This is a genomic window from Spirosoma koreense (assembly GCF_054777875.1).
Genome location: NZ_BAAHAC010000022.1, coordinates 475,922 through 496,051 on the forward strand (window position 1 = coordinate 475,922; position 20,130 = coordinate 496,051).

Below are 20,130 nucleotides of genomic sequence, written 5' to 3' on the forward strand. Positions count from 1 at the left end.
TTTATAAGCGCTGACCACACCTAGATGAAACTACTGTTCCAGCAGACAAACTTCATCGATAAGGCTGAGGCTACTCACACTTGAAAATTAGCCCATCAAAGGCTTCATTTCGTTAACACGCTATTCCTATGTATACGCTATTTCTACACCACGTCGATTATTTGGACCAGGAGCCACAGGTAAGTATGCCGTTTTTACCTACGACTAATGACTGGCTTGAAATTCCTGTCGATGTTCGCAATGCACACTGGCCTGGCTGTTCGGAGACGCTTTATGTGGTGGAGCGGGAACATCTGTTCGATGAGCAGATGCGATTCTACGGCACCCGGCTTCATTTGCAGGATTGGGAAGGTAAATAAGCAACTGTCTATCAACTGCTTTTTTTCGGTGGGCGGATAAAGGTGCCAGCCGAATAAACTTCGATTACTTAAGCGGATAGCTCTGGGTTGCCAACGAATGTGGCGTGACAATAATAAGAAAACTACCCGTAAGATATCCTGAATAAATAGGATAATTCTTATTTTACATCAATCCGGCTATCAACTCGCCAATCCACGTTAGGGCCAGCAGAATGGCACCTGCGGCCACAATTAGGGGGAGTGATCCTAAATCATCATTGTTGTATTTTTCCATCATACCTGTTAGACGGATAAATAGTGGCCAGGTCTCGTCGATGAACAAATTTTTAATATAATTCTAAGCAGTTAAAGCCGACACGGCTGGCGATAGAGGCTGTTAAGAAAGCGGTAGGCTACGCTCAGGGTGACACAGGAGATCAATCGCCTATAGGCCGTAATGGACCAACTGACCGGAATCAGAGTCTGCCATCCTTTCACGTAGTATGAATGGACGCTATGGGCAGCAGTCAGAGAATTTAAGAGTCATGACTGTTACTTTTTAAATAGAGCGGGAATATGTAATAGATCATGGGTTAATGGCTTTGCTGGCTAATTACCGGCAACCAGGCTGATTTAACCCTTGGAAAAACAACTCTATGCAATCCATCCTATGAAACACTTATTCTGCCTCTTACTGGCCAGTATGTCGATCAGCTTTTTGAGCTGTAAAAAAGCAGCAAATGACCCGGCTACTCCCTCGCCCGTTTCGTCGCTCAATGGCCAATGGCGGTACGCTAGTGATATTGGGGGTGGCTGTCATGATCTGGTTGGCGCAGTGTATGAGATCAAGGAAGGAACAGTAACGGCCCTGAGCGTACCCTCCAATGGATATGGCTGGAAGGCGGGGGATAATATTTTGACCAATATGGCCCAAACAACAGCGCCAACAGCATTTACTGCCAATGGCTACAGTAAGGCCGGAGGTAATATTGCAGACCCGAATATTAAAGTAAACATCATCACGGCAACTAATGCTCAGTCGATGACCGTGACTTACGTTAATGTCTGTAATCCAGTACAGGTGTGGGCAAAAACGAAGTAAGGCCCCTGTACAATGGATAGCCACCAGACGCTCCCGTAGACTACCGCGTAAGCGCATCCGCTAGGGCTTAATCCGGACGTAGCACAACCACAGGATCACACTTTCCGGGACGCAATGGCACGCTTGATCACCTGCATAGTCGCAGCCTGCCGATTCTTAACAAACGCCATTGCCGTGGCTACTTTCTTGCGTGCTCCGGCGTAATCCTGGTGAATCAGTCGGAGTTGTTTACTCCAGTCGGCTGCGGTCGACTCGTCGACCTGAAACAGCCATTCGGGCAAACCAATATCGCGGAACATCCAGGCTTTGCGTCCGTGCGAGGGAGGCCAGGCATGAAGAATCGGAACCCCCAGCGTCAATCCCATAATAAGCGAGTGCGGTTCCATGCCGAAAATAGTGTGAGCCCGTGCGTACACCGACATGGCTTCATCGGCGTTCCAGAACGTATCCCGCCAGACTACTTTCCCTTGTATATCAGTCGGTAACAGGTCGTATACGTACCGTTTGGCAGAGCCTATTTCCTTGGTTACCTCTGGTGCTAATAACACGTTTAAGCCTGTCTCCCGAACCCAGGAGGTAATCATCTCCCGCACCTTGGCCATGCGTGTCTGATCTTGTTCATCCTGGATGGCGGCCGGTTGAGCCAGGCTAAGCGGATCATATTTGCCCGCCGAAAACGGTTTATTGGTCAGAATCACTACGGTCAGAAACTTCTGGTCTTCCAGCCCTACTTTTTTCAGATACGCCCGTCCTTTCTCTTCGTTTCGAACGTTGATGCCGAAGCATCCGTCGGGTCCGAATTCAAGGACAGGCGTTCGGAACGCATTCTCTTTGAGGAACTTTACCGATTCGCCGTCCCGGCAGTATACGAAAGCGGCCTGGCTCAATACGTTCCGGTAAACGTACATCGACGGGAAATCGAAGCGGTCGAACGACTGGCCGTAAATACCAAAAGGAATCCGATTTTCGGCGCAGTAGACGAAAGGCGTCAGGCTCGACATGTTAGCGGCCCAGTCTTTGCCGAACAAGCCAAAATTCATGGCCATGCCCGAGTTAAATATAAACATGTCTGCGCGGTCAAAAGCCGATTTCAATTCACCATCAAAAGGCTTTCCCGCTTCGAAAAACTTACCCCGAATGACCTTGACAGCTGGGAAATTTTTGCTGATAAGCTTTTCGGTTTCGGGTCTGGGATCGACGTGCCAGAGCAGAATCTCGGCATCTGGAAGGTACTGAGAGAGTAGCCGAATGGTACCGGGGGTATGGCCCTGATCGCCAATGTTACCGTCGCCCCAGGACGATCGCAGAATGATAACCGGATTATTTTTGGGCTGCTCCGCTAAACTGGCCGCAAAGGCTAACTCCGGATGGTTTACCCCAAACGAAAGCGCCGGGGAGAGCGTCGAAACTTTAATGAAATCGCGTCGGGAGGGCATACTGATCAGGCTATTTCTACATTTTTCTTTACATACCCCATCGTTTCGCGTTGGCGTTGTTCCACGAATTTTCGGGCTTTGGCCGCTTTGGCTTTGGCTGCTTTTGGGTCTTTAGCCATCGCTAAAACCGCCGGCACGTAGTGGGCTACGTCCTGCCCGTTGTCCATATCGAACAGCCAGTCACCTAAGCCAATGTCTTTCCACATCACGCCCTTACTGGTTTGTTCGAAAAAACGACCAACGATGGCCGGAATACCGTTGCCAATGCACATAATCGGTGAATGCATTTCAAGACCAAACAATCCAGCCGACCGAACATACGTGCTAACGGCTTCATCCGTAATCCAGTACCGATCCCGCCAGACGACCTTCGGTTTCACATCGTCGGGTAGTTTGTCGTAGAGAATTTCCTTGCCGAGCTTCACCTGCGTTTCATCTTCCGGACAAATCAGAATCTTCATCGGCGTCTGACGAACGACGGCAATGATGGCTTCCCGCAGGGGTGCATTATCATGCTCTTTCATTTCCTGATTGCGGGCATTCCGTTTTTCGTCGAAGGGCGTTTTTTTAGCTGGTATTTCCCAGTAGGGGGTGAAGCGCGTTCGGGGAATGACGCACATAAACTTGCCTTCTTTCAGATCGTGCTCTTTCAGAAAAGTAGTAGCTGCCTGATCGTTGCGCAAATCGACGGCGAACGCACCATCCGGGCAATACTCCATAATGGCGTTGTGAACCCCGTTCTTTTTAGCGAAATCCAGCGAAATGGAATCCCGGAACAGCGCAAAACGGGCCTTATTCAGCAGTTCGACATCGAGTGGGTTGGCCGTTACCATGGCTTTAGGATCGGGACTGTATACACCCGGAAAGGTTATCCCATACACGCCGAAAGGCTTACCCGTTTCTTTATCCCAGCGATTTACATCTTTCCGGGCTACGAGCGACGGCCCTGAACCATGCAATAAAAAGACACATTCGGTAAACGCCTGAGTGATTTCATCGGGGGTTTTGATAATCGGTACGTTCGGAAATCTCCGGCGCATCAGAGCCTCGACGCCGTTATCCAGACTGGATGGCCATAAACGAACCTGAACATCGGGCAGGTATTTCTCCAATAGGGCGAGTACCCCGGGCGTATGACCAATGTCCCCAATGTTGACTGTCTGCCAGGATGAGCGGAGAATCATCGATTTTTTAGGAGCCACACCAACTGGGGTCAGGTGGTCTGCCAGTGCTGGAACACTCATTACTAAGCCGAGCAGTGAAGGCGTTTGTTGGAGGAAATCGCGACGGTTCATCATCGGTAAAACGGGATTAGTAGCCAGGGTTCTGTTTTAGGTTTGGGTTCGCATCCAGATCCGTTTGTGGAATCGGCATGAGCACGTGGAAGGGCTGAATCGTGGCATTGCGGTCGAAGCTATTTTCCGCTTTTACGGCGTCGAGTAAGCGGCCCGTGCGAACCAGATCATTCCGCCGATTATTCTCAAACGCCAGCTCCAGGCGTCGCTCCAGCCAAACGGCTTCTTTAAACTGCTGATAGGTTAGCCCGGAGAGCGTTGCCAATCCGGCTCGGGTATGCACTTTATTCAACGCAGCATACGCTGCGTCGGTAGGACCGTTGCCCGCTTCATTGCTGGCTTCCGCAAAAATCAATAATATGTCTGCGTACCGGAGAATGGGAATACTGGTTCCTTCCAGTGATTTAGCCGTTTTGTCGATAAATTTCTGAAATGCCACCGCTTTGGTCGGATCGGGGTCGGTAGCCGACAGGTTGTACGTTACGCCGTTGTAGACATACGAGGTCAGAAACATAACCGGCTTGCGCTTGTCGGCAGATGTATAGGCATTGAACAAACTCGGTGAGGGGCGGGCAATTCCTGAACCCGTACCAGGAAAAATAGGGGCTGAGCGGGTGCCGTATCCAAAATCCAGGGTGTGCCCTTTAACATCGGTAAGGTTCTGAACTTCAACGATATTTTCTTTGCCACCCCGTGCCGAAAGCGCGAACGCATCCGCAAAATTCGCGTATAGATCGTAGACGCCTAAATCCATAACCTCTTTGGCTTTGGCAGCCGCCTGCGCCCAGTAAGGTGACCCGGCGGTCGTGCCCGCCCGCGTCAGGTACACTTTGGCCAGTATACCTTTGGCAGCTCCCTGCGTCGCGCGGCCTGATTCACTGGCTGCATACGTTTTCGGCAATCCATTTTCGGCCTCTTTCAGGTCAGTTTCAATCTGCGCGTACACTTTGTCTACCGGATCGCGCTGGACCGCCAGTCCCTCCAGCGAAGTCGTTTCAGTCGTGACGACCGGCACATCCCCATAAAGCCGAACCAGGTTAAAATAATGGAGGGCGCGTAAAAATTTAGCTTCGGCAACATAGCGGGCTTTGAGGCTTTCGTCCATCGAAATGCCGGGCAAACGAGCAATGACGGTATTGGCCCGGTTGATGCCCGAATAAGCGCTGCCATAGTTTTGAATAAAGGTGTTGGTTGGCGTGATGTTGTAGCGCCAAAGGAGGGGCCGGTCTGCCGAGCCGGTCAGAAAGGGAATGGCGTCGTCACTCGTTGCCAGATCGAGAAACGGATCGGTTCCGCTAATGGCTGCGTAGCAGGCACCCAAGGCCGCTTTGGCATCGTCGGCGGTTTTGTAGAAGGTGGCATTGGTCAAATTAGTGACCGGTGATACATCCAGTTGCTTTTCGCAGGCCGCCAGCAAAAAGATCAGCAGGGGAGATATGTATTTGATGTTCATGGCGCTGGGAAGAGGCTAAAATTTTAGATTTAAACCAACCAGTACGGTTTTAGCCGATGGATAAGCTCCGTAGTCCAGGCCCTGGCTCAGTGAAGAACTGCCGTACCGGTTTACTTCCGGATCGAAGCCGGTATAATTAGTAAAGGTGAACCAATTCTGGGCGGCTACGTAGATGCGGGCTGAATTCATACTCAGGTGATTCATTACGGACTTGGGTAGATTATAACCGAACGCAATATTCTTGACGCGCAGATACGAGCCATTTTCAACCTGAAAGCTGGACAGAATGCGCGACCCACCCGCACTGTTTGCCCGTGGGATCGTGTTGCTGGGATTCGTGGGTGTCCAACGGTCCAGTGCCCGGGCCGACTGGTTGTTACCGCCCGTTAGGTTTAGCAAATCGAAGGTGCCGTAATTCAGAATACTGTTGCCCCAGTTCCCTTGTAGGAAGATGTTCAGATCGAAGCCTTTGTACGAGAAGGTGTTGTTCATGCCGCCAAATCCTTTGGGATTGGCATTCCCGATAACGGCACGGTCATTATCATTGATAACGCCATCGCCGTTCAGGTCTTTGTAGCGAATGTCGCCTGGTTTAGCCGTTTTTTGGGCTGAGGCATCGATCGCGCTCTGGTTCTGAAAAATACCGTCCGTGACACGCCCGTAGAAGTTGCCAAGTGGACTGCCCACCGCCAGTAGAATAGGATTGACATTCGTGGCAAAAATCACCGCATCCGTACCCGTCGTGAATTGCTGGCGACCATCGAGGGTCAGGATTTTATTTTGGTTGAAGGTAACGTTGAACTCAGACGTCCAGCGGAAGCCCCCTTTGTCAATGTTAACGGTATTGAGCGCCAGTTCAACGCCCCGGTTTTCTACGCTACCGATATTTTTGAGAGTAGTCGAAAAGCCTGATGAGGTGGGTACGCCCACGTTAAATAGTAAATCGGACGTGGTTTTGACGTAATAATCGGCTGTTAGCTGGATGCGGTTATTCAGCAAACCAACATCGAGCCCGGCGTCGAACTGAGCGTTTTTCTCCCAGCGCAGGTCCGGGTTGGCAACTCCGGATGTATACGCCCCTGAGTTCAAGGTTCCGCCCAGAATGTAAGACGTCGAACTAATGTTGGCCAGATACCGGTAGTTGCCAATTTCCTGATTGCCCGACAGGCCGTAACTTACCCGTAGCTTGGCATCCGATAGAACCGTTAGATTCTTCATCCACGACTCATTGGCGAGCTTCCAGGCGATGGCCCCTGATGGGAAAAAGCCAAACTTTTCGTTCGGACCGAACCGGCTGGACCCATCCCGGCGCCCGGTAAGCGTCACCAGGAATCGGTCGGCAAACCCATAATTGATGCGGGCTATATAGGAGATCAGCCGCCAATCGGTGGCTGTTGAGGTAGGGGCAACCAGGCTCGAGCCGGCGCTGAGGTTATTGTACAAAGCAAAGTCATTGGTAAACGAATTGGCGTTGGCCTGAACACCTTCCATTGTGAGGCCCTGAATGGTGTAGCCTACCAGGGCGTTCAGGCTATGGCGTGGGGTAATCTGGCGCGTGTAGGTTAACGTATTTTCATTCAGCCAACCCACGTTTTGCGCATTCGCTACGTTTGCGCTACCACCCACACTAGACCCGGCGGTCGTTAGCCGAGTGGCATAATAATTGGTTTTGGTCGTTTGCAGATCGGTGCCAAAGCTGGTGCGAAACGTCAACCCGTCCAGAAGGGTGTAATCCAGGTACGCATTTGCCAGCAACCGGATAGTCGTACTGGGGTTGCTGATTTCATTGGCTATGGCCACAGGGTTATCGACGCCGTAGCCGTTGAGCGTTCCCGTGTTTTTGTAATAGCTGCCGTCGGCATTGTACACCGGGAAGGTCGGAGCAAAACTTAGCGCAGAGCTCGTTACCCCCCCGCCCCCGTTGCCATCGACCTCGGTGCGGGCATTGTTGCCCGTAGTATAGCCTCCCTGCATGGTCAGACCGACTTTTAGCCGCGAGGTCAGGTTGTTATCCAGATTGGCCCGCAGGGTATATCGTTTAAAATTCGAGTTAACGATAATCCCTTGCTGGTTAAAATAACCAAATGAAATCGCATAACGGGATTTGTCCGTACCGCCCTGAGCCGATAGTTGGTGGTTTTGTATCGGAGCCGCCCGAAAAATTTGATCCTGCCAATCGGTTCCGGATCCCAGGGTCGAAGGCATCGGCTGATCAGCCGATGAACCATCGAAATAAGGCTTGCCCCCGTTATTCTGACGCGCTTCGTTGACAAAATCGGCAAACTGCTGTGCGTTTAATAAGGGAATCTTATGCCGCACCGTCTGCACGCCGTAATAACCATCGTAGCTGATAACCGTTTTGCCCGCTTTGCCACGCTTGGTGGTAACGAGTACCACGCCGTTCGACCCCCTCGACCCGTAAATAGCCGTAGCCGACGCATCTTTCAATACATCGATGGATTCAATATCATCGCTGTTGATCGAATTTAAACTACCGTTAATGGGAAATCCATCGACCACGTACAGCGGATCGTTGCTGGCGTTGACGGAGCCCGAACCCCGAATCCGGATGGTAGACGTTCCGCCCGGACGGGCCGAATTAGACACGACCTGCACACCAGCTACCCGCCCCTGCATGGCCCGGTCGAACGAGACAATGGGGGTGGCCTTGATGTCGGCTTCGCCTATTTTCGCTACAGACCCGGTCAAGTCTGATTTTTTGACGGTTCCGTAACCAATAACAACCACTTCGTTCAGCGATTTATCGTCCGGCTGTAGCTGAACGTCCAGCACGGCTTTAGTCCCTACTGGTATTTCCTGGCTGGTATACCCCACAAAGCTGAAAACCAACACTGTTTTTTCGTCTGGCACGGCCAGTTGATAGCGCCCGTCGGTATCGGTAGTCGTGCCACGGATGCTTCCTTTGATCACCACGTTGACTCCCGGTAGGCTTTCTCCTTTTTCGCCGGTTATACGCCCACTTACCCGAATATCGACAGCTTCTGTCGTGGCAAGCGAAGGCGTAAGGGATTGAATAGTTGAGATAGGCTCCTCGGTACTCGCTGATTCATTGCCTGAAACGGGCGATGGATTCTTCGACGGCTTAATGATGTAATAGGCCTGGTCGTTTAGTTTCCTGACGATCAATCCGTAGGGCTTCAAAACGGTTTGCAGTTGCTTTTCCAGCTTTCCCGGATGGCTGAGCGCGTCGGCAGGCACCGTAATTCCCTGAACGGTAGTTTCCTCGAACAGAATACTAATCTGATGCTGCCGGCTGAGGTTCGTCAGTACTTCTTTAAGCGATTGCTGACCAGCTGGATTGGTTTGAATTTGTGGGGGCCATTTGCCCTGCTGACGCGCCAGTACAACCGACTGTGCCAGGGCTAATTGCTGACCCAGCAAACTGAGTACAATCAAGCCCAGTTTGGGGAGAGGTAAACGTACCATAAGTAGATGAACTGTTTAGGAATTAGTGCGTAATTCGATGTGGTGCTGGGTTTTCACGACACGTAGATTCAGCAGCCCAGCCAGAATCTGTAGCAGATCATCGGCTCGTTCCGCTTTGAAGTTGCCCGCAATCCGGCGTTGGCTCAGCGCCGGATTCGTCACCACTACGTTGACCCCGAATCGCTCCTGAATTTGCTCAGCCACTTCGGCCAGTGGGGTATTGTCGAAATAAAACCAGTGTTCTTTCCAGGCTACATAAGGCCGGGCGGGAGCCGACTGAATGACTTTGTAGCTGCCGGACTTCGCCACCGTAACCACATTCCCCGGCTTCATGTAGAGCTGCTGTCCCTGGGGAAGGTTGAGTTTAACTTTCCCTTTGTTGAGAAAAACCCGCTTCCCCCGATCGCGGGCATACACCGTGAATTCAGTGCCCAGTACTTCTACCTGAAAATTGTCGGCGGTTTGAACGATAAACCGCTGGTGACTCGCCGTATGGGTGACACGGAATTCGCCTTCACCAACCAGGAAAACCTTACGGGTATCATTTCCAAAACCAAACCGGGGTACGCGCAGGCTGGAATTAGCATTCAAAACCACCGAACTACCATCGGGCAGCTGGTAGGAGGCAGTCTGCCCGTAGGCTGTCTCATACCACTGATACTGGATTTGTGCCCGAAAAAAATACGCGGCAAAACCGCTTACGAGTAAAATAGAAGCGGCAATGGACCAGGTCTGCCAGCTTGCCAGCCAGTCAGGCTTCGAAGGCTTCAGCAGTGTAGGTTTGAAAACAGGCTCGTCATTCGTCTGCATGACGGCCTGAAAGTCGTTTAGGGCGCTATCCACTTCAACCGGAAATTGCGGCCGTTGACTCTCCCATTCGTCTAAATACTGATAATAGGTTTCTTCGTTGGTTTCATCAGCTAGCCAGGCTTCCAGATATTTTTTCTGAATCGCCGTAGCTTTTCCGTCGAAGAAATCGAAGAGAATTGTTTTTATAAGTGCCGGTTTCATAGCGAATGCGTCGTTTGACAAGGAGACAAGTGAGGACCTTACTGCCTCACTCACAGGCATAAGAAGAAGCAATACATAGCCAGAGAGTAAGGGTGATAATCCAGTCGGCTTTTAATTCCTGACGTAGCTTAGTGAGTGCCCGAATCAATAATTTTTCGACCGCACTGCTACTGATGTGTAAATCCTGCGCGATTTCAGCATATTTCTTTCCTTCGATCCGGCTGAGTAAAAACGCACGCTGACACTGCGGGGGCAGATTTTGGATGATCGACTCGATCTTCTGATGGAGTTCGCTGTAGTGTAATACCTGATCAGGCTGCAAACAGGAAGGGATTGACTGGTTTGTGGCAAACTCAAGCGAATCGGACCGGTGAAGCTCCCAGCGCAGGTAATTATAAGCCCGGTGACGAACGGATTTGTAGAGATAGGCCCGATAAGACGTTGTAATCTTCTCGAAGGTGCGTTCCTGCCAGAAAACGGTGAACACCTCCGCCACAAGGTCTTCGGCTATTGCTTTCGAATACACAAAGCGAACGGCATGATTAACGAGATTGGCGTAGTAACGGCGAAACAGCAGCGAGCAGCCCTGTTGAGCATCCTGCGAAAATAAAGTACGGAGCATAAATTCATCATCCGTCACTTTAGCCGTAGGTTCTGGCTGCAGATCCTTTGCCGAAGCCGGTCCGCCAAAAGTCGAGTCATCATTCGTTAACGGTACTAGCTGCATAAAAACGTCCGTTAGTTGGGTAGTACTTAACGTAGACAAGTTTGGACTTTAATACCTCACCTTGTAGGGAATTTTTTTAGAATAAATTTTTAAAGTTGTTTTCACGTAGCTGTTAAATCGGTAGTGGAGCCATCGCCTGTGGCAGAAATAGTCAATTTCAATTCCTCCTATAAAACATATACCGGCCACCGATCTGGATGGTGATCCCCACCTGCTGGGTGAACAGATCGACATGGGCGCTTATGAGTTACCATCCGAGATCTGTCGCCGACGTTGTTCGCCTACTTTCAGCAATAACTTCGCCGACAAAGTCAACAGGATTCTTTCGGGGTCGATTTCGGTTTACGGTCATAGCTTATGCAATTCATTGGCTAATAATAAATTATCAATTCGGTAGCTGGCTTTTACCAGCACAGTAACGGTCGGTTGACTAAAGGAGCGGGCGATACTAACTATGTTCGTGAGGTAAGAACAACGCGACGCGTCGCAGCAGGTAGTTTTACGAGAGGATTTTGGCCTTTTTTCTCGTTTAAACGAGACGGTTCATTATACGGGAACGCCGACAGAATGTTCGAGCCTCTGCGCCACTTAAGCCCGGAGGTCATCGCAACTTTCGGCCATTTTGTGTTCATTTGTACGTTCCTAAAAACCTACTCATGAAACGGTTAACCTACCCAGCCTTACTGCTCACCCTTGGCTTGCTTAGCCTCACCGATAAACCCGCCACTACCGACTGGCCCGAATACAATGGGGGCCCCGATCGCAACCATTTTTCACCGCTTACTCAACTGAATACCGGCAACGTGGCGGGCTTACAGGTCGCCTGGGAATATGCGTCGGGTGGAGTCGATACGCTTAAAAACAACACCCAAATTCAGTGCAATCCGCTCATCATCGACGGTGTGCTGTATGGGGTGTCGGCCGGCTCACAGGCCTTTGCGCTCGACGCGGCTACGGGTAAGGAGATTTGGAAAACGGCCTTCACCGACGATACCTTCGCCATGAATAGCCGGGGCGTTACTTACTGGACCGATGGACGGGAAGCCCGGATTTTCTTTGCTTACGGCTCGCTGCTTTACGCTCTCGATGCCCGAACGGGTAAACCCGTGACCAGTTTTGGCAAAGGTGGAAAAATCAACTTGAAAGAGGGTCTTGCGCGGCCCGGAGCCGACGAGTACGTAGTGAGCAACACGCCCGGCGTGGTGTATAAAAATCTGCTCATTATGGGCCACCGGGTGTCGGAGGTCGCGCCGGCCCTGCCCGGCGACGTGCGCGCCTACGACCTGCGTACGGGGCGGATCGTCTGGACGTTCCACACCATTCCACACCCCGGCGAGTACGGGGCCGACACCTGGCCCAAGGACGGCTACCGCAACTTTGGTGGGGCCAATAACTGGATGGGCATGGCCATCGACCGGCAACGCGGCATCGTGTACGTGCCTACGGGGACGGCGGCCTTCGATTTATACGGAAGTACCCGGCCCGGCCAGAACCTGTTCGGTAACAGCCTGATTGCCCTCGATGCGGCCACGGGCAAGCGACTTTGGCATTTTCAGACGATCCACCACGACATCTGGGACCGAGATATTCCGGCTCCGCCCAATTTATTCACCGTCGTTCATGGCGGCAAAAAGGTGGATGCCGTATCGGTGTTATCCAAACAAGGGTTTCTGTTTGTCTTCGACCGGGTGACGGGTAAGCCCCTGTTTCCGATTGAGGAACGACCCATGCCCGCTTCCACTGTTCCGGGGGAAAAAGCCTGGCCCACCCAGCCGATTCCCCTCAAACCCGCGCCGTTTACCCGGCAATCGTTTTCGGAAAGCGATATCAACGACTTTGTCACCGACCGCGACACCGTGCTGGCCCAGCTCCGGCGCTGGCAATCGGGCAAGGAGTTCATTCCCTTGCCTCTGAGCCCCAACCGGACCGTGTTTTTTCCCGGCACCGACGGTGGGGCGCAGTGGGGCGGAGCCGCGGTGGACGAAGCGGGCATTATGTACGTTCCGGCTAAGCAAATTCCGGTTACCATGGGGCTGGTTCCAACCCCCACCGGTTCATTGGCATCCAGGGCCGTGGAGCGCACCGGTAGCCAACTCTACCAAACCCACTGTGCCGCCTGCCACGGCCAAAACCGCGAAGGCTCTCACGATGGGACCTATCCGGCTCTGATGGGCATTGCCCAAAAACGCAACGAAACGTCCGTGGCTCAGGTGCTGGCCAAAGGTCAGGGCATGATGCCTGCCTTCACCAACCTGAAGGAAGCCGAGCGCAAGGCCATCGTGGATTTTTTATTCGGTAAAACAACGTCCGTCGCCAGCCAGGCGGATCTGAACACCGCGCCCTACCACCACACCGGGTTTACCCGCTGGTACGACCGGGCCGGATACCCCGTGAGCCGCCCACCCTGGGGCACGCTGACGGCGATCGACATGAACACGGGCGAACACCGTTGGCAAGTCCCGCTGGGCGAGTACCCCGAACTGGTGGCGAAGGGCATTCCCCCGACGGGTACCGACAACTATGGGGCTCCGGCCGTTACGGCGGGCGGGCTGCTCTTCATCGCTTCTTCCCGCGACGAAATTATTCGGGCTTTCGACCGGAAAACGGGCCGTGAACTCTGGCGCGCTAAACTGCCCGCTGCCGGGTATGCTTCGCCGAGTACCTACGCCGTCAATGGTAAGCAATACGTGGTGATTGCCTGCGGGGGCGGTAAACTCAAAACCAAGTCGGGAGATCGGTATGTAGCGTTTGCCTTGCCGTAAGCAGCTACTTCGCCGTTTGTGAGCAGATTAGAATAGAACATTACATTTTCAAATAAGACAATAATGGATTTACAGATACGCGGGAAAACCGCCCTGGTAACGGGATCAACGGCCGGCATTGGGCTGGCTATTGCCAAAACACTGGCTCAGGAAGGGGCCGACGTCATACTGAATGGTCGAAATAAAGAACGGGTCGATGCACTCGTACGTCAACTGACCGATGAATTACCCGGCAGCCGGTTTAGCGGAATTGCGGCTGATTTCAGTCAGGTCAATGAGATTGACGCCTTGCTGGGGGCATTGCCCCAGGTAGATATATTGATCAACAACGTCGGTATTTTCGAGCCGAAGGAATTTACGGACATTTCCGACGAAGACTGGTTTAAGTTTTTTGAGGTAAACGTCATGAGCGGAGTTCGCCTTTCCCGTCATTATTTCCCCCGCATGCTGGCCAACGGGTGGGGACGTATCATTTTCATATCCAGTGAATCGGCGCTGCAGATTCCAACGGAGATGATTCATTACGGTACCACAAAAACCGCCCAGCTGGCCATTTCGCGGGGGTTGGCTGAATTGACTACCGGTACTGAAGTAACCGTAAATACCGTTCTGCCAGGTCCGACTTTGTCAGAAGGGGTGGGTGGTTTCATTACCAGTATGGCGGCCAGAAGTAATGTGTCAGTCGAGGAAATGGAAAAGGACTTTTTTAAAAACGAGCGGCCTACTTCGCTTCTCAAACGATTTGCCACGACCCAGGAAATTGCCAACATGGTGGCTTATCTCTCCAGCCCACTGGCGTCGGCAACCAACGGAGCGGCCATTCGGGTAGATGGTGGGGTGACCAAGACCATTGCCTGATCACCGCTCATTCCGGAAAAAGCAACAGAGTCAAATGCAGGACACGACGGACGATTTGGTGGCAGAACCTGACTTAATAATCAGGTTCTGCCCAAAGGTTGTTACTGACTACGTGTTACCGGGGCAGGTATGTATTCCTGTAACGTGATGTTCCCCCGGATGGGCGCTTCAGGCAGTTCATACGTCTGGTCGTCTGGTCCAGCGTGATGGCCGTCATAGCCGCCATCGACTCGGCGGCTGGCTGAGCAAAGCCGGTTGGCTGTAAACTACTCACCCACTTCTCACCTGGTGTCTCGACCGATTTAACAGCTTTGCCCAGCGCATCGGAAAAGGCAGCTGCCACGTCTGCCGATGAGTAGCGTTCGGGCCCCTCAACATAGTACAAGCCAGTTTGTTCGTTCGGCTCCTGCAACAGCCGGGCGCTTACCACGCCCAGATCCTGTGGGGCCACCATCGGTAACTTGAAATTGGCGAGGTATAAGGTAGACACCTGACCCGCCTGCTGAGCCGTTACCAGAGCCCTATCCCGATTGCTCATATAGTAGGCCGCCCGGATGATGCTGGTGGGAATGTATTGAGTAATGAGGTTACAATCTTGTGCAGAAGGGGTCAGGATTGGTTGGCTTCACTCAGATGTAGCGTAGCCACCGTTGCTCTTTATGACGCTCTTTATAATTTCCGTACCTCTTACAAAGCGGGTACATCGCCAGGACAAGGAAGATCCAAATGACATAAATAACCCATAACTCCACTCCGCTCCCCGCCCTGGGTCGGCCGAAGTTCGAGCCGAACACCAGGTCAGACGTTCGGAATCCTTGTAGAAAGACCATGACGAAAACAAGCGGGTGGATCAAATACCAGTGCACCAGGAAATAGAATAAGGGGGTTTTGCCATAGACGCTCACCCGATCCGTCCAGTCCGCTTTCAGGCCTTGTACAAGGGAAAGAATGATAAACATGATCCCCAAAAAAAGAAGACAGAATTGCAGCGACGGGGGGTATTTGGTCACGTTGATAAAGGAGAGAACTGTGTAGAGCAGATTCTTTTGGGTAGACCAGCTGAGGGGATCACCATATTGGTTCGCTGCGCGTAAAGCCGTGAATAAGCCTAACAATAGCCACCCTGCCTTCATAAAGACCCGCCGTTGATGCTTTTCGGTTGACATGAAAAAATGGCCCGCCCCGTAGCCGATCAGCATAATGCCCAGCCAGGGGATCGGCGGGTAGGCGATCAATACTAGTTTACCGGTAGCATACGGAAAAGCCATGGGGGAGAAAAGGGAGAGCAGCGCTTTCAACCATAAGTTGTCTGGAACCGGCATCGAGCTGACCAACTCATAACCAGCGACGATTATCCCGCCAAGTAACCCGACCGTCTGGGGTGCTAATCTGATCAACTGACTGAGAATCACAGACCCAAGCCCGATAGCCGCGATCACCTCCAGGATGAGGACATCGAAGGTTGGGTCGAACCAGATGCCGAAATTGACCACACTGAGCTCGAGCCCCACCAGCCAGAGGCCCCGTAGCAGCAGAAAACGCCGGGTAGCGGCCAGATCCTGGTTAGCCTTCATGGACAGAAAAGCGGAGGTGCCCGAAAGAAAGACAAACGTCGGGGCACATAAATGCGTAACCCACCGGGTAAAAAATAGGGCAGGGGTGGTGGTAGCCAGATCCGTCGGAGACTGCGATAACGAGGTTAGATGTAAAAAATCCCGAATGTGGTCCAGGGGCATAATGATCATGACCAGTCCACGCATCACATCAATAGAGTGGTTTCGTTTCATACTTTTTGCTATTTCTCCGATCGTTGTGCTCCTCAGACTCATTGCCAGCGTTCGATGTCCTCTACCCATTTTTGCTGCTTCATGGTCAGGCCGATCAGTAACGCCACCCCGCTGTACGCCAGCGCATCGAACGCACTGGCCAGCAGATTGCCACGGTCGGCAACTGGGTTCGACCAGGCGCCCGGGACATGGACCAGCCAAAACCACAAAAAGATCATCAGCGCGAGTAGCAGGGCGATGATCCGGATCCGGATTCCCAGTATAATGGCAATGCCGGAAGCGGTTAAGGCAACACCCGTCAGCTGGACCCAAAAGAGGGGGTTTGCCATCCAGGCAGGAACAGTAGTGACCAGAAACGGCGCGTAGATCAGGTGGGAGATTCCATAGCTGGTCATGGTGTAGAGGAAAAACAAATTGCCATAGGGCATGACTTTATCTAAAAACGCCAGCTTACCGGTTCGGGGCGAATCGAACGAATAGGCTACCACAAAGGCACCTCCCGCTAGGGCCAGTTCTTTTAGTGGCGTCGTCCACAAGCCTAAGTGATACAGCTTATTGGGTTCAGAGAAGAGCTCGTAGGTCAGGTGGGTTCCCAGGAACAGCGCCAGCCAGACAGCCCCCAGCAGAAGGGCAGCTTTTTTGCCGGCGCCTGACACAACCAGTAAAGCGCCTGTGATAATCAGGTAGAGCCCAAAGAGGGAAGCAAATACCTTCAGGAAAGGAAGGTGATGCTGATAGACCGAAAAAAAGACATCTCTGAAGCTGCCAAAATAAATCTGTTGACATCCATACACAATAAGAGCGGCTGCGTAGAAAGACCGGCCGATGCCTACCAGTTGGTTCATGGTGATCTGGGTGTTCAGTGATGTAGGCTCAAAAGTAGCCACCAGCCGTTACGCCCCGGTTTATCGTCTGTACACAACCCTATTCCTCGATAAGCGCCGTTTACCGGAAAAAACGGTCGTTTACCGAAAAAAGTCGTCGCCGTAACTCACCGGCTCTCAAAAGCCTTACCTTCGTTGGGGAGGGCCAACCCATGAACTTAACCCGAGACGTTGCGTTTACTGCCGCTTTCTGGCTACTGTACTTCCTGTATCAGTGGCTGGGCCTGGCGTCTCTGTACGGTAATTATGCAGACTACTTTATTAATGCCTGCATGGCCCTGCCCGTCGCCTTCCTCTTTTCCTGGCTAGCTGTTCATGTCTTAATCAAGAAGCGTTTGGCCGAAACAAGCCAGGCCGTCGATTGGGTGTATGTGGTTCTGTTTTCCCTTGTTTTGCTGGTCCTCAGGCGCTACATCAATTATTACCTTATTTACCCTGCGTACTTTCCCAGGGCCCAGCATATGCCCTTGTTTTCGCTGGGGAAAATGTTGGTCGACCTGGTCAATCTCTATACCATAACCGGCTTATATGCTTTGTATTTTTTTATCCAGTCCTGGTATGAGGAACGCTTGCGAGTCCACCAATTGGTGCAGCAGACTACAACGGCCGAACTAGCCCTGCTGAAAGCCCAGGTTCAGCCCCATTTTGTGTTCAATACGTTAAATAACATCTATGCGACGGCCCTGACAAGCAGTCCTGAGACGGCATCGCTGATCGCTCATCTGTCGGGTTTCCTAGCCTACAATCTATATGAATCCAACCAGGCGATGGTGCCTTTAGAGACCGAGCTTTCTTATATCAACCACTACATCGAACTGCAAAAAAACAGGTATGGTCCCAAACTGGACGTATCGATCAATGTGTATACCCCCATCCATGATCTTCGGATCGCTCCGTTGCTCTTATTACCTCTGATAGAGAACAGCTTTACCCATGGCGTAGCTCGCTCGCCCGGATTTAGCTGGATTCGGATCGATATTTCCGGGCAGCCTGGCCAGTTTTCGGTTAAGATTGCCAACAGTAAGGACGAACAAGATCCAGCTCCTGTATCCATTACCGGGGGGATTGGCTTATCGAACGTAAAAAAAAGGTTGTCTCTGCTTTATCCGGGAGGCCATGAGCTAACCATTATTGACGAGCCTCATTCATATTTGATTCGTTTGACGATTAACCCGTTGACAAATGACTACTTGCTTAATCGTCGATGATGAAGCACCCGCCAGGGCGCTGCTCCTGGAGCATCTATCGAACCTGAACGGGTTTACTGTCTTAGCTGCCCTGGACAATGCGGTCGATGCATTTACGTTTTTGCAGACCAACCCGGTCGACTTGGCTTTCCTGGATATTCAGATGCCCAAACTGTCAGGACTTGATTTGATCCGATCGATAAAGACCCGCCCGAAGGTCATTCTCACAACGGCCTACCGGGAGTACGCGGCTACGGCCTTTGAGCTGGATGCTGTCGATTATTTAGTAAAACCCATCACCCAGGAACGATTCATGCGAGCCGTTTCTAAATACCTGCACTATCAAAACAGCCCTGGGTTGTCTGCCCAGCTTCTCAGCCGCTATGAGGAGAGTTATATGTTTTTCAGAGTTGGGCGAGATCAAACTAAAATTTTCCTGAAAGACATTATTTTTATGGAGGGGCTGGGTGACTATATCAAGGTGCACACAAAAGAAAAGGCCTACGTAGCGTCCGAAAAACTAGGATATATGGAGCAGAAACTGCCCGAGGATAAGTTTATTCGAGTGCACAAATCGTTTATTATCGCCTGGGATAAACTACTCAGTTACAACGCTGATCAGGTTCATCTGGTTACCGGAGCACTGCCGCTGGGCCGTTTATATAAAGGGGTATTCTTACGAAAGATCCAGGAGCGGAAGTTCGATAGCCTGTAAGGGCCACTCCTGCTAGAGTCTGTTCCCTAACGAGGAGACTCAGAGAAACGGCCTGGGTGTAAGCTGGGGTGGTAGAGAGGAGACCAGGCCAGGTATCCACGATCAGTAGTGGTTATAGTATCTCACAAAGTACTACGCACTACATCGAATACGGCCCCTCTTGAAGGGCTTGACATATAAGCCGAAACATTAGCTTTGTGGCGTCGAAACGATGCCCAGAAAAAATAACTATATTCCTGTTAACACGTTGCCGACTGGAGTTGGCGAAGGAATAATCATTATCCGATCGTCGTTCGATGGGTCTCCCAATAATAAGGAAGTAACCCGGTCTCACCGAGATGGCGGACATACCTTTATCGTGCAGGAAAAAGGAGCTACTCATATCGAGATTGACTTTCAGACCTATCAGGTAGTAGCCCCCGCTGTTTTGTACATGCACCCCAATCAAGTTCATCGGCTGATTGAGTTTAAAAACGCTACCACCAGCAGTTTGATCGTCACTCAGGAAAATCTTCTGCCGGCGTACCAGCACCTACTGGACGAACTCACGCCCGTCGGTCCCATACCGCTGCAAACAGATGCGCTAGCCATTCTTTCGCAAACCGCTTCGCTTTGCCTGAACCTTTTCCACCGCAAGCAGGAGAAACTATACGTTCCGATACTGAAAGAAAGCTGTAATGTCTTAGTCGCCCTGGTGGCTTCGCAGTATCTGGCCCAGGCTAAGCCAGCCCATCACTACTCCAGAGTGGAAATGATTACCAAAGCGTTTAAGTCCGAACTGGAACGAGGGTTTACCACAATAAAAAGCCCAGGACGCTACGCTGAACGATTAAACCTATCGACGGCTTACCTCAACGAGTGCGTCAGAACGACAACGGGGCATTCGGTTTCGCATCATATCCAGCAGCGTATCGTGTTAGAAGCCAAGCGTCTGCTTCATCATTCCGAACTATCGGTCAAGGAGATAGCCGCTGAACTGGGCTATGAGGATTACTCGTATTTTGTCCGGCTGTTTGTGAAAGTTGCTGGCATGACCCCCCTGGCATTCCGGGGCAAAAACCTCGATTAGTCCTATACTTACTGCGTATCGGTTTTTTGTATCCTTTCCGTCGGCAGTTCCTTTGTACC

The 20,130-nt window shown here is 51.7% G+C and carries 16 protein-coding genes; 7 read left to right on the plus strand and 9 right to left on the minus strand.

Annotated elements, in window-relative coordinates:
• Positions 1–128: 128 nt before the first annotated feature.
• A complete protein-coding gene (locus ACYVC2_RS15430) occupies positions 129–359 on the plus strand; it encodes a hypothetical protein (RefSeq protein WP_461103342.1) in 231 nt (76 codons plus the stop codon).
• Positions 360–1,008: 649 nt separating this feature from the next.
• Positions 1,009–1,440 carry a hypothetical protein gene (locus ACYVC2_RS15435; protein WP_461103343.1) on the plus strand — a complete coding sequence of 144 codons (432 nt, stop codon included), beginning with the start codon at positions 1,009–1,011 and terminating at the stop codon, positions 1,438–1,440.
• Positions 1,441–1,535: 95 nt separating this feature from the next.
• Here ACYVC2_RS15435 and ACYVC2_RS15440 read toward each other — a convergent pair whose 3' ends face one another.
• The 6 genes from ACYVC2_RS15440 to ACYVC2_RS15465 are packed head-to-tail and all read right to left on the minus strand — an operon-like array spanning position 1,536 to position 10,809.
• Positions 1,536–2,876, minus strand: a complete 1,341-nt coding sequence (locus ACYVC2_RS15440) for a polysaccharide pyruvyl transferase family protein (RefSeq protein ID WP_461103344.1) — start codon at positions 2,874–2,876, stop codon at positions 1,536–1,538.
• 5 nt (positions 2,877–2,881) lie between these two features.
• Complete coding sequence (locus ACYVC2_RS15445) at positions 2,882–4,174, minus strand: polysaccharide pyruvyl transferase family protein (RefSeq protein ID WP_461103345.1); 1,293 nt, start codon at positions 4,172–4,174, stop codon at positions 2,882–2,884.
• 13 nt (positions 4,175–4,187) lie between these two features.
• Positions 4,188–5,624 (minus strand): RagB/SusD family nutrient uptake outer membrane protein, encoded by a 1,437-nt coding sequence (locus ACYVC2_RS15450; protein WP_461103346.1) that lies wholly within the window; start codon positions 5,622–5,624, stop codon positions 4,188–4,190.
• Positions 5,625–5,639: 15 nt separating this feature from the next.
• The gene (locus ACYVC2_RS15455) at positions 5,640–9,071 is read right to left on the minus strand and encodes a SusC/RagA family TonB-linked outer membrane protein (RefSeq protein WP_461103347.1); all 3,432 of its coding nucleotides are present in this window, start codon (positions 9,069–9,071) and stop codon (positions 5,640–5,642) included.
• 15 nt (positions 9,072–9,086) lie between these two features.
• Positions 9,087–10,082 carry a FecR family protein gene (locus ACYVC2_RS15460; protein ID WP_461103348.1) on the minus strand — a complete coding sequence of 332 codons (996 nt, stop codon included), beginning with the start codon at positions 10,080–10,082 and terminating at the stop codon, positions 9,087–9,089.
• 46 nt (positions 10,083–10,128) lie between these two features.
• Complete coding sequence (locus tag ACYVC2_RS15465; protein WP_461103349.1) at positions 10,129–10,809, minus strand: RNA polymerase sigma-70 factor; 681 nt, start codon at positions 10,807–10,809, stop codon at positions 10,129–10,131.
• 656 nt (positions 10,810–11,465) lie between these two features.
• Between ACYVC2_RS15465 and ACYVC2_RS15470 the strand changes: the two genes are divergently transcribed.
• Both ACYVC2_RS15470 and ACYVC2_RS15475 read left to right on the plus strand, forming a co-directional pair.
• Positions 11,466–13,571, plus strand: a complete 2,106-nt coding sequence (locus ACYVC2_RS15470; RefSeq protein WP_461103350.1) for an outer membrane protein assembly factor BamB family protein — start codon at positions 11,466–11,468, stop codon at positions 13,569–13,571.
• 63 nt (positions 13,572–13,634) lie between these two features.
• On the plus strand, positions 13,635–14,429 hold the full coding sequence (locus tag ACYVC2_RS15475; protein WP_461103351.1) for an SDR family NAD(P)-dependent oxidoreductase: 795 nt from the start codon (positions 13,635–13,637) through the stop codon (positions 14,427–14,429).
• Positions 14,430–14,544: 115 nt separating this feature from the next.
• On the opposite strand, the gene ACYVC2_RS15480 is transcribed toward ACYVC2_RS15475, so the two are convergent.
• From ACYVC2_RS15480 to ACYVC2_RS15490, 3 genes are read right to left on the minus strand one after another with little or no spacing between them, the layout of a single operon-like run.
• A complete protein-coding gene (locus tag ACYVC2_RS15480; RefSeq protein ID WP_461107147.1) occupies positions 14,545–15,045 on the minus strand; it encodes an NmrA family NAD(P)-binding protein in 501 nt (166 codons plus the stop codon).
• A 13-nt stretch (positions 15,046–15,058) separates the two neighbouring features.
• Entirely contained in the window at positions 15,059–16,216 is a 1,158-nt protein-coding gene (locus tag ACYVC2_RS15485) for a DUF1624 domain-containing protein (protein WP_461103352.1), read from the minus strand.
• 38 nt (positions 16,217–16,254) lie between these two features.
• On the minus strand, positions 16,255–17,061 hold the full coding sequence (locus ACYVC2_RS15490) for a hypothetical protein (RefSeq protein WP_461103353.1): 807 nt from the start codon (positions 17,059–17,061) through the stop codon (positions 16,255–16,257).
• Positions 17,062–17,252: 191 nt separating this feature from the next.
• Here ACYVC2_RS15490 and ACYVC2_RS15495 point away from each other — a divergent pair, with 191 nt between their 5' ends.
• The 3 genes from ACYVC2_RS15495 to ACYVC2_RS15505 all read left to right on the plus strand — a co-directional run bounded on the left by ACYVC2_RS15495 (position 17,253) and on the right by ACYVC2_RS15505 (position 20,071).
• Positions 17,253–18,308, plus strand: a complete 1,056-nt coding sequence (locus ACYVC2_RS15495; RefSeq protein ID WP_461103354.1) for a sensor histidine kinase — start codon at positions 17,253–17,255, stop codon at positions 18,306–18,308.
• On the plus strand, positions 18,283–19,002 hold the full coding sequence (locus ACYVC2_RS15500) for a LytR/AlgR family response regulator transcription factor (protein WP_461103355.1): 720 nt from the start codon (positions 18,283–18,285) through the stop codon (positions 19,000–19,002). The genes ACYVC2_RS15495 and ACYVC2_RS15500 overlap by 26 nt, the downstream gene beginning before the upstream one ends.
• A gap of 211 nt (positions 19,003–19,213) precedes the next feature.
• Positions 19,214–20,071, plus strand: a complete 858-nt coding sequence (locus ACYVC2_RS15505; protein ID WP_461103356.1) for an AraC family transcriptional regulator — start codon at positions 19,214–19,216, stop codon at positions 20,069–20,071.
• Positions 20,072–20,130 lie beyond the last annotated feature (59 nt).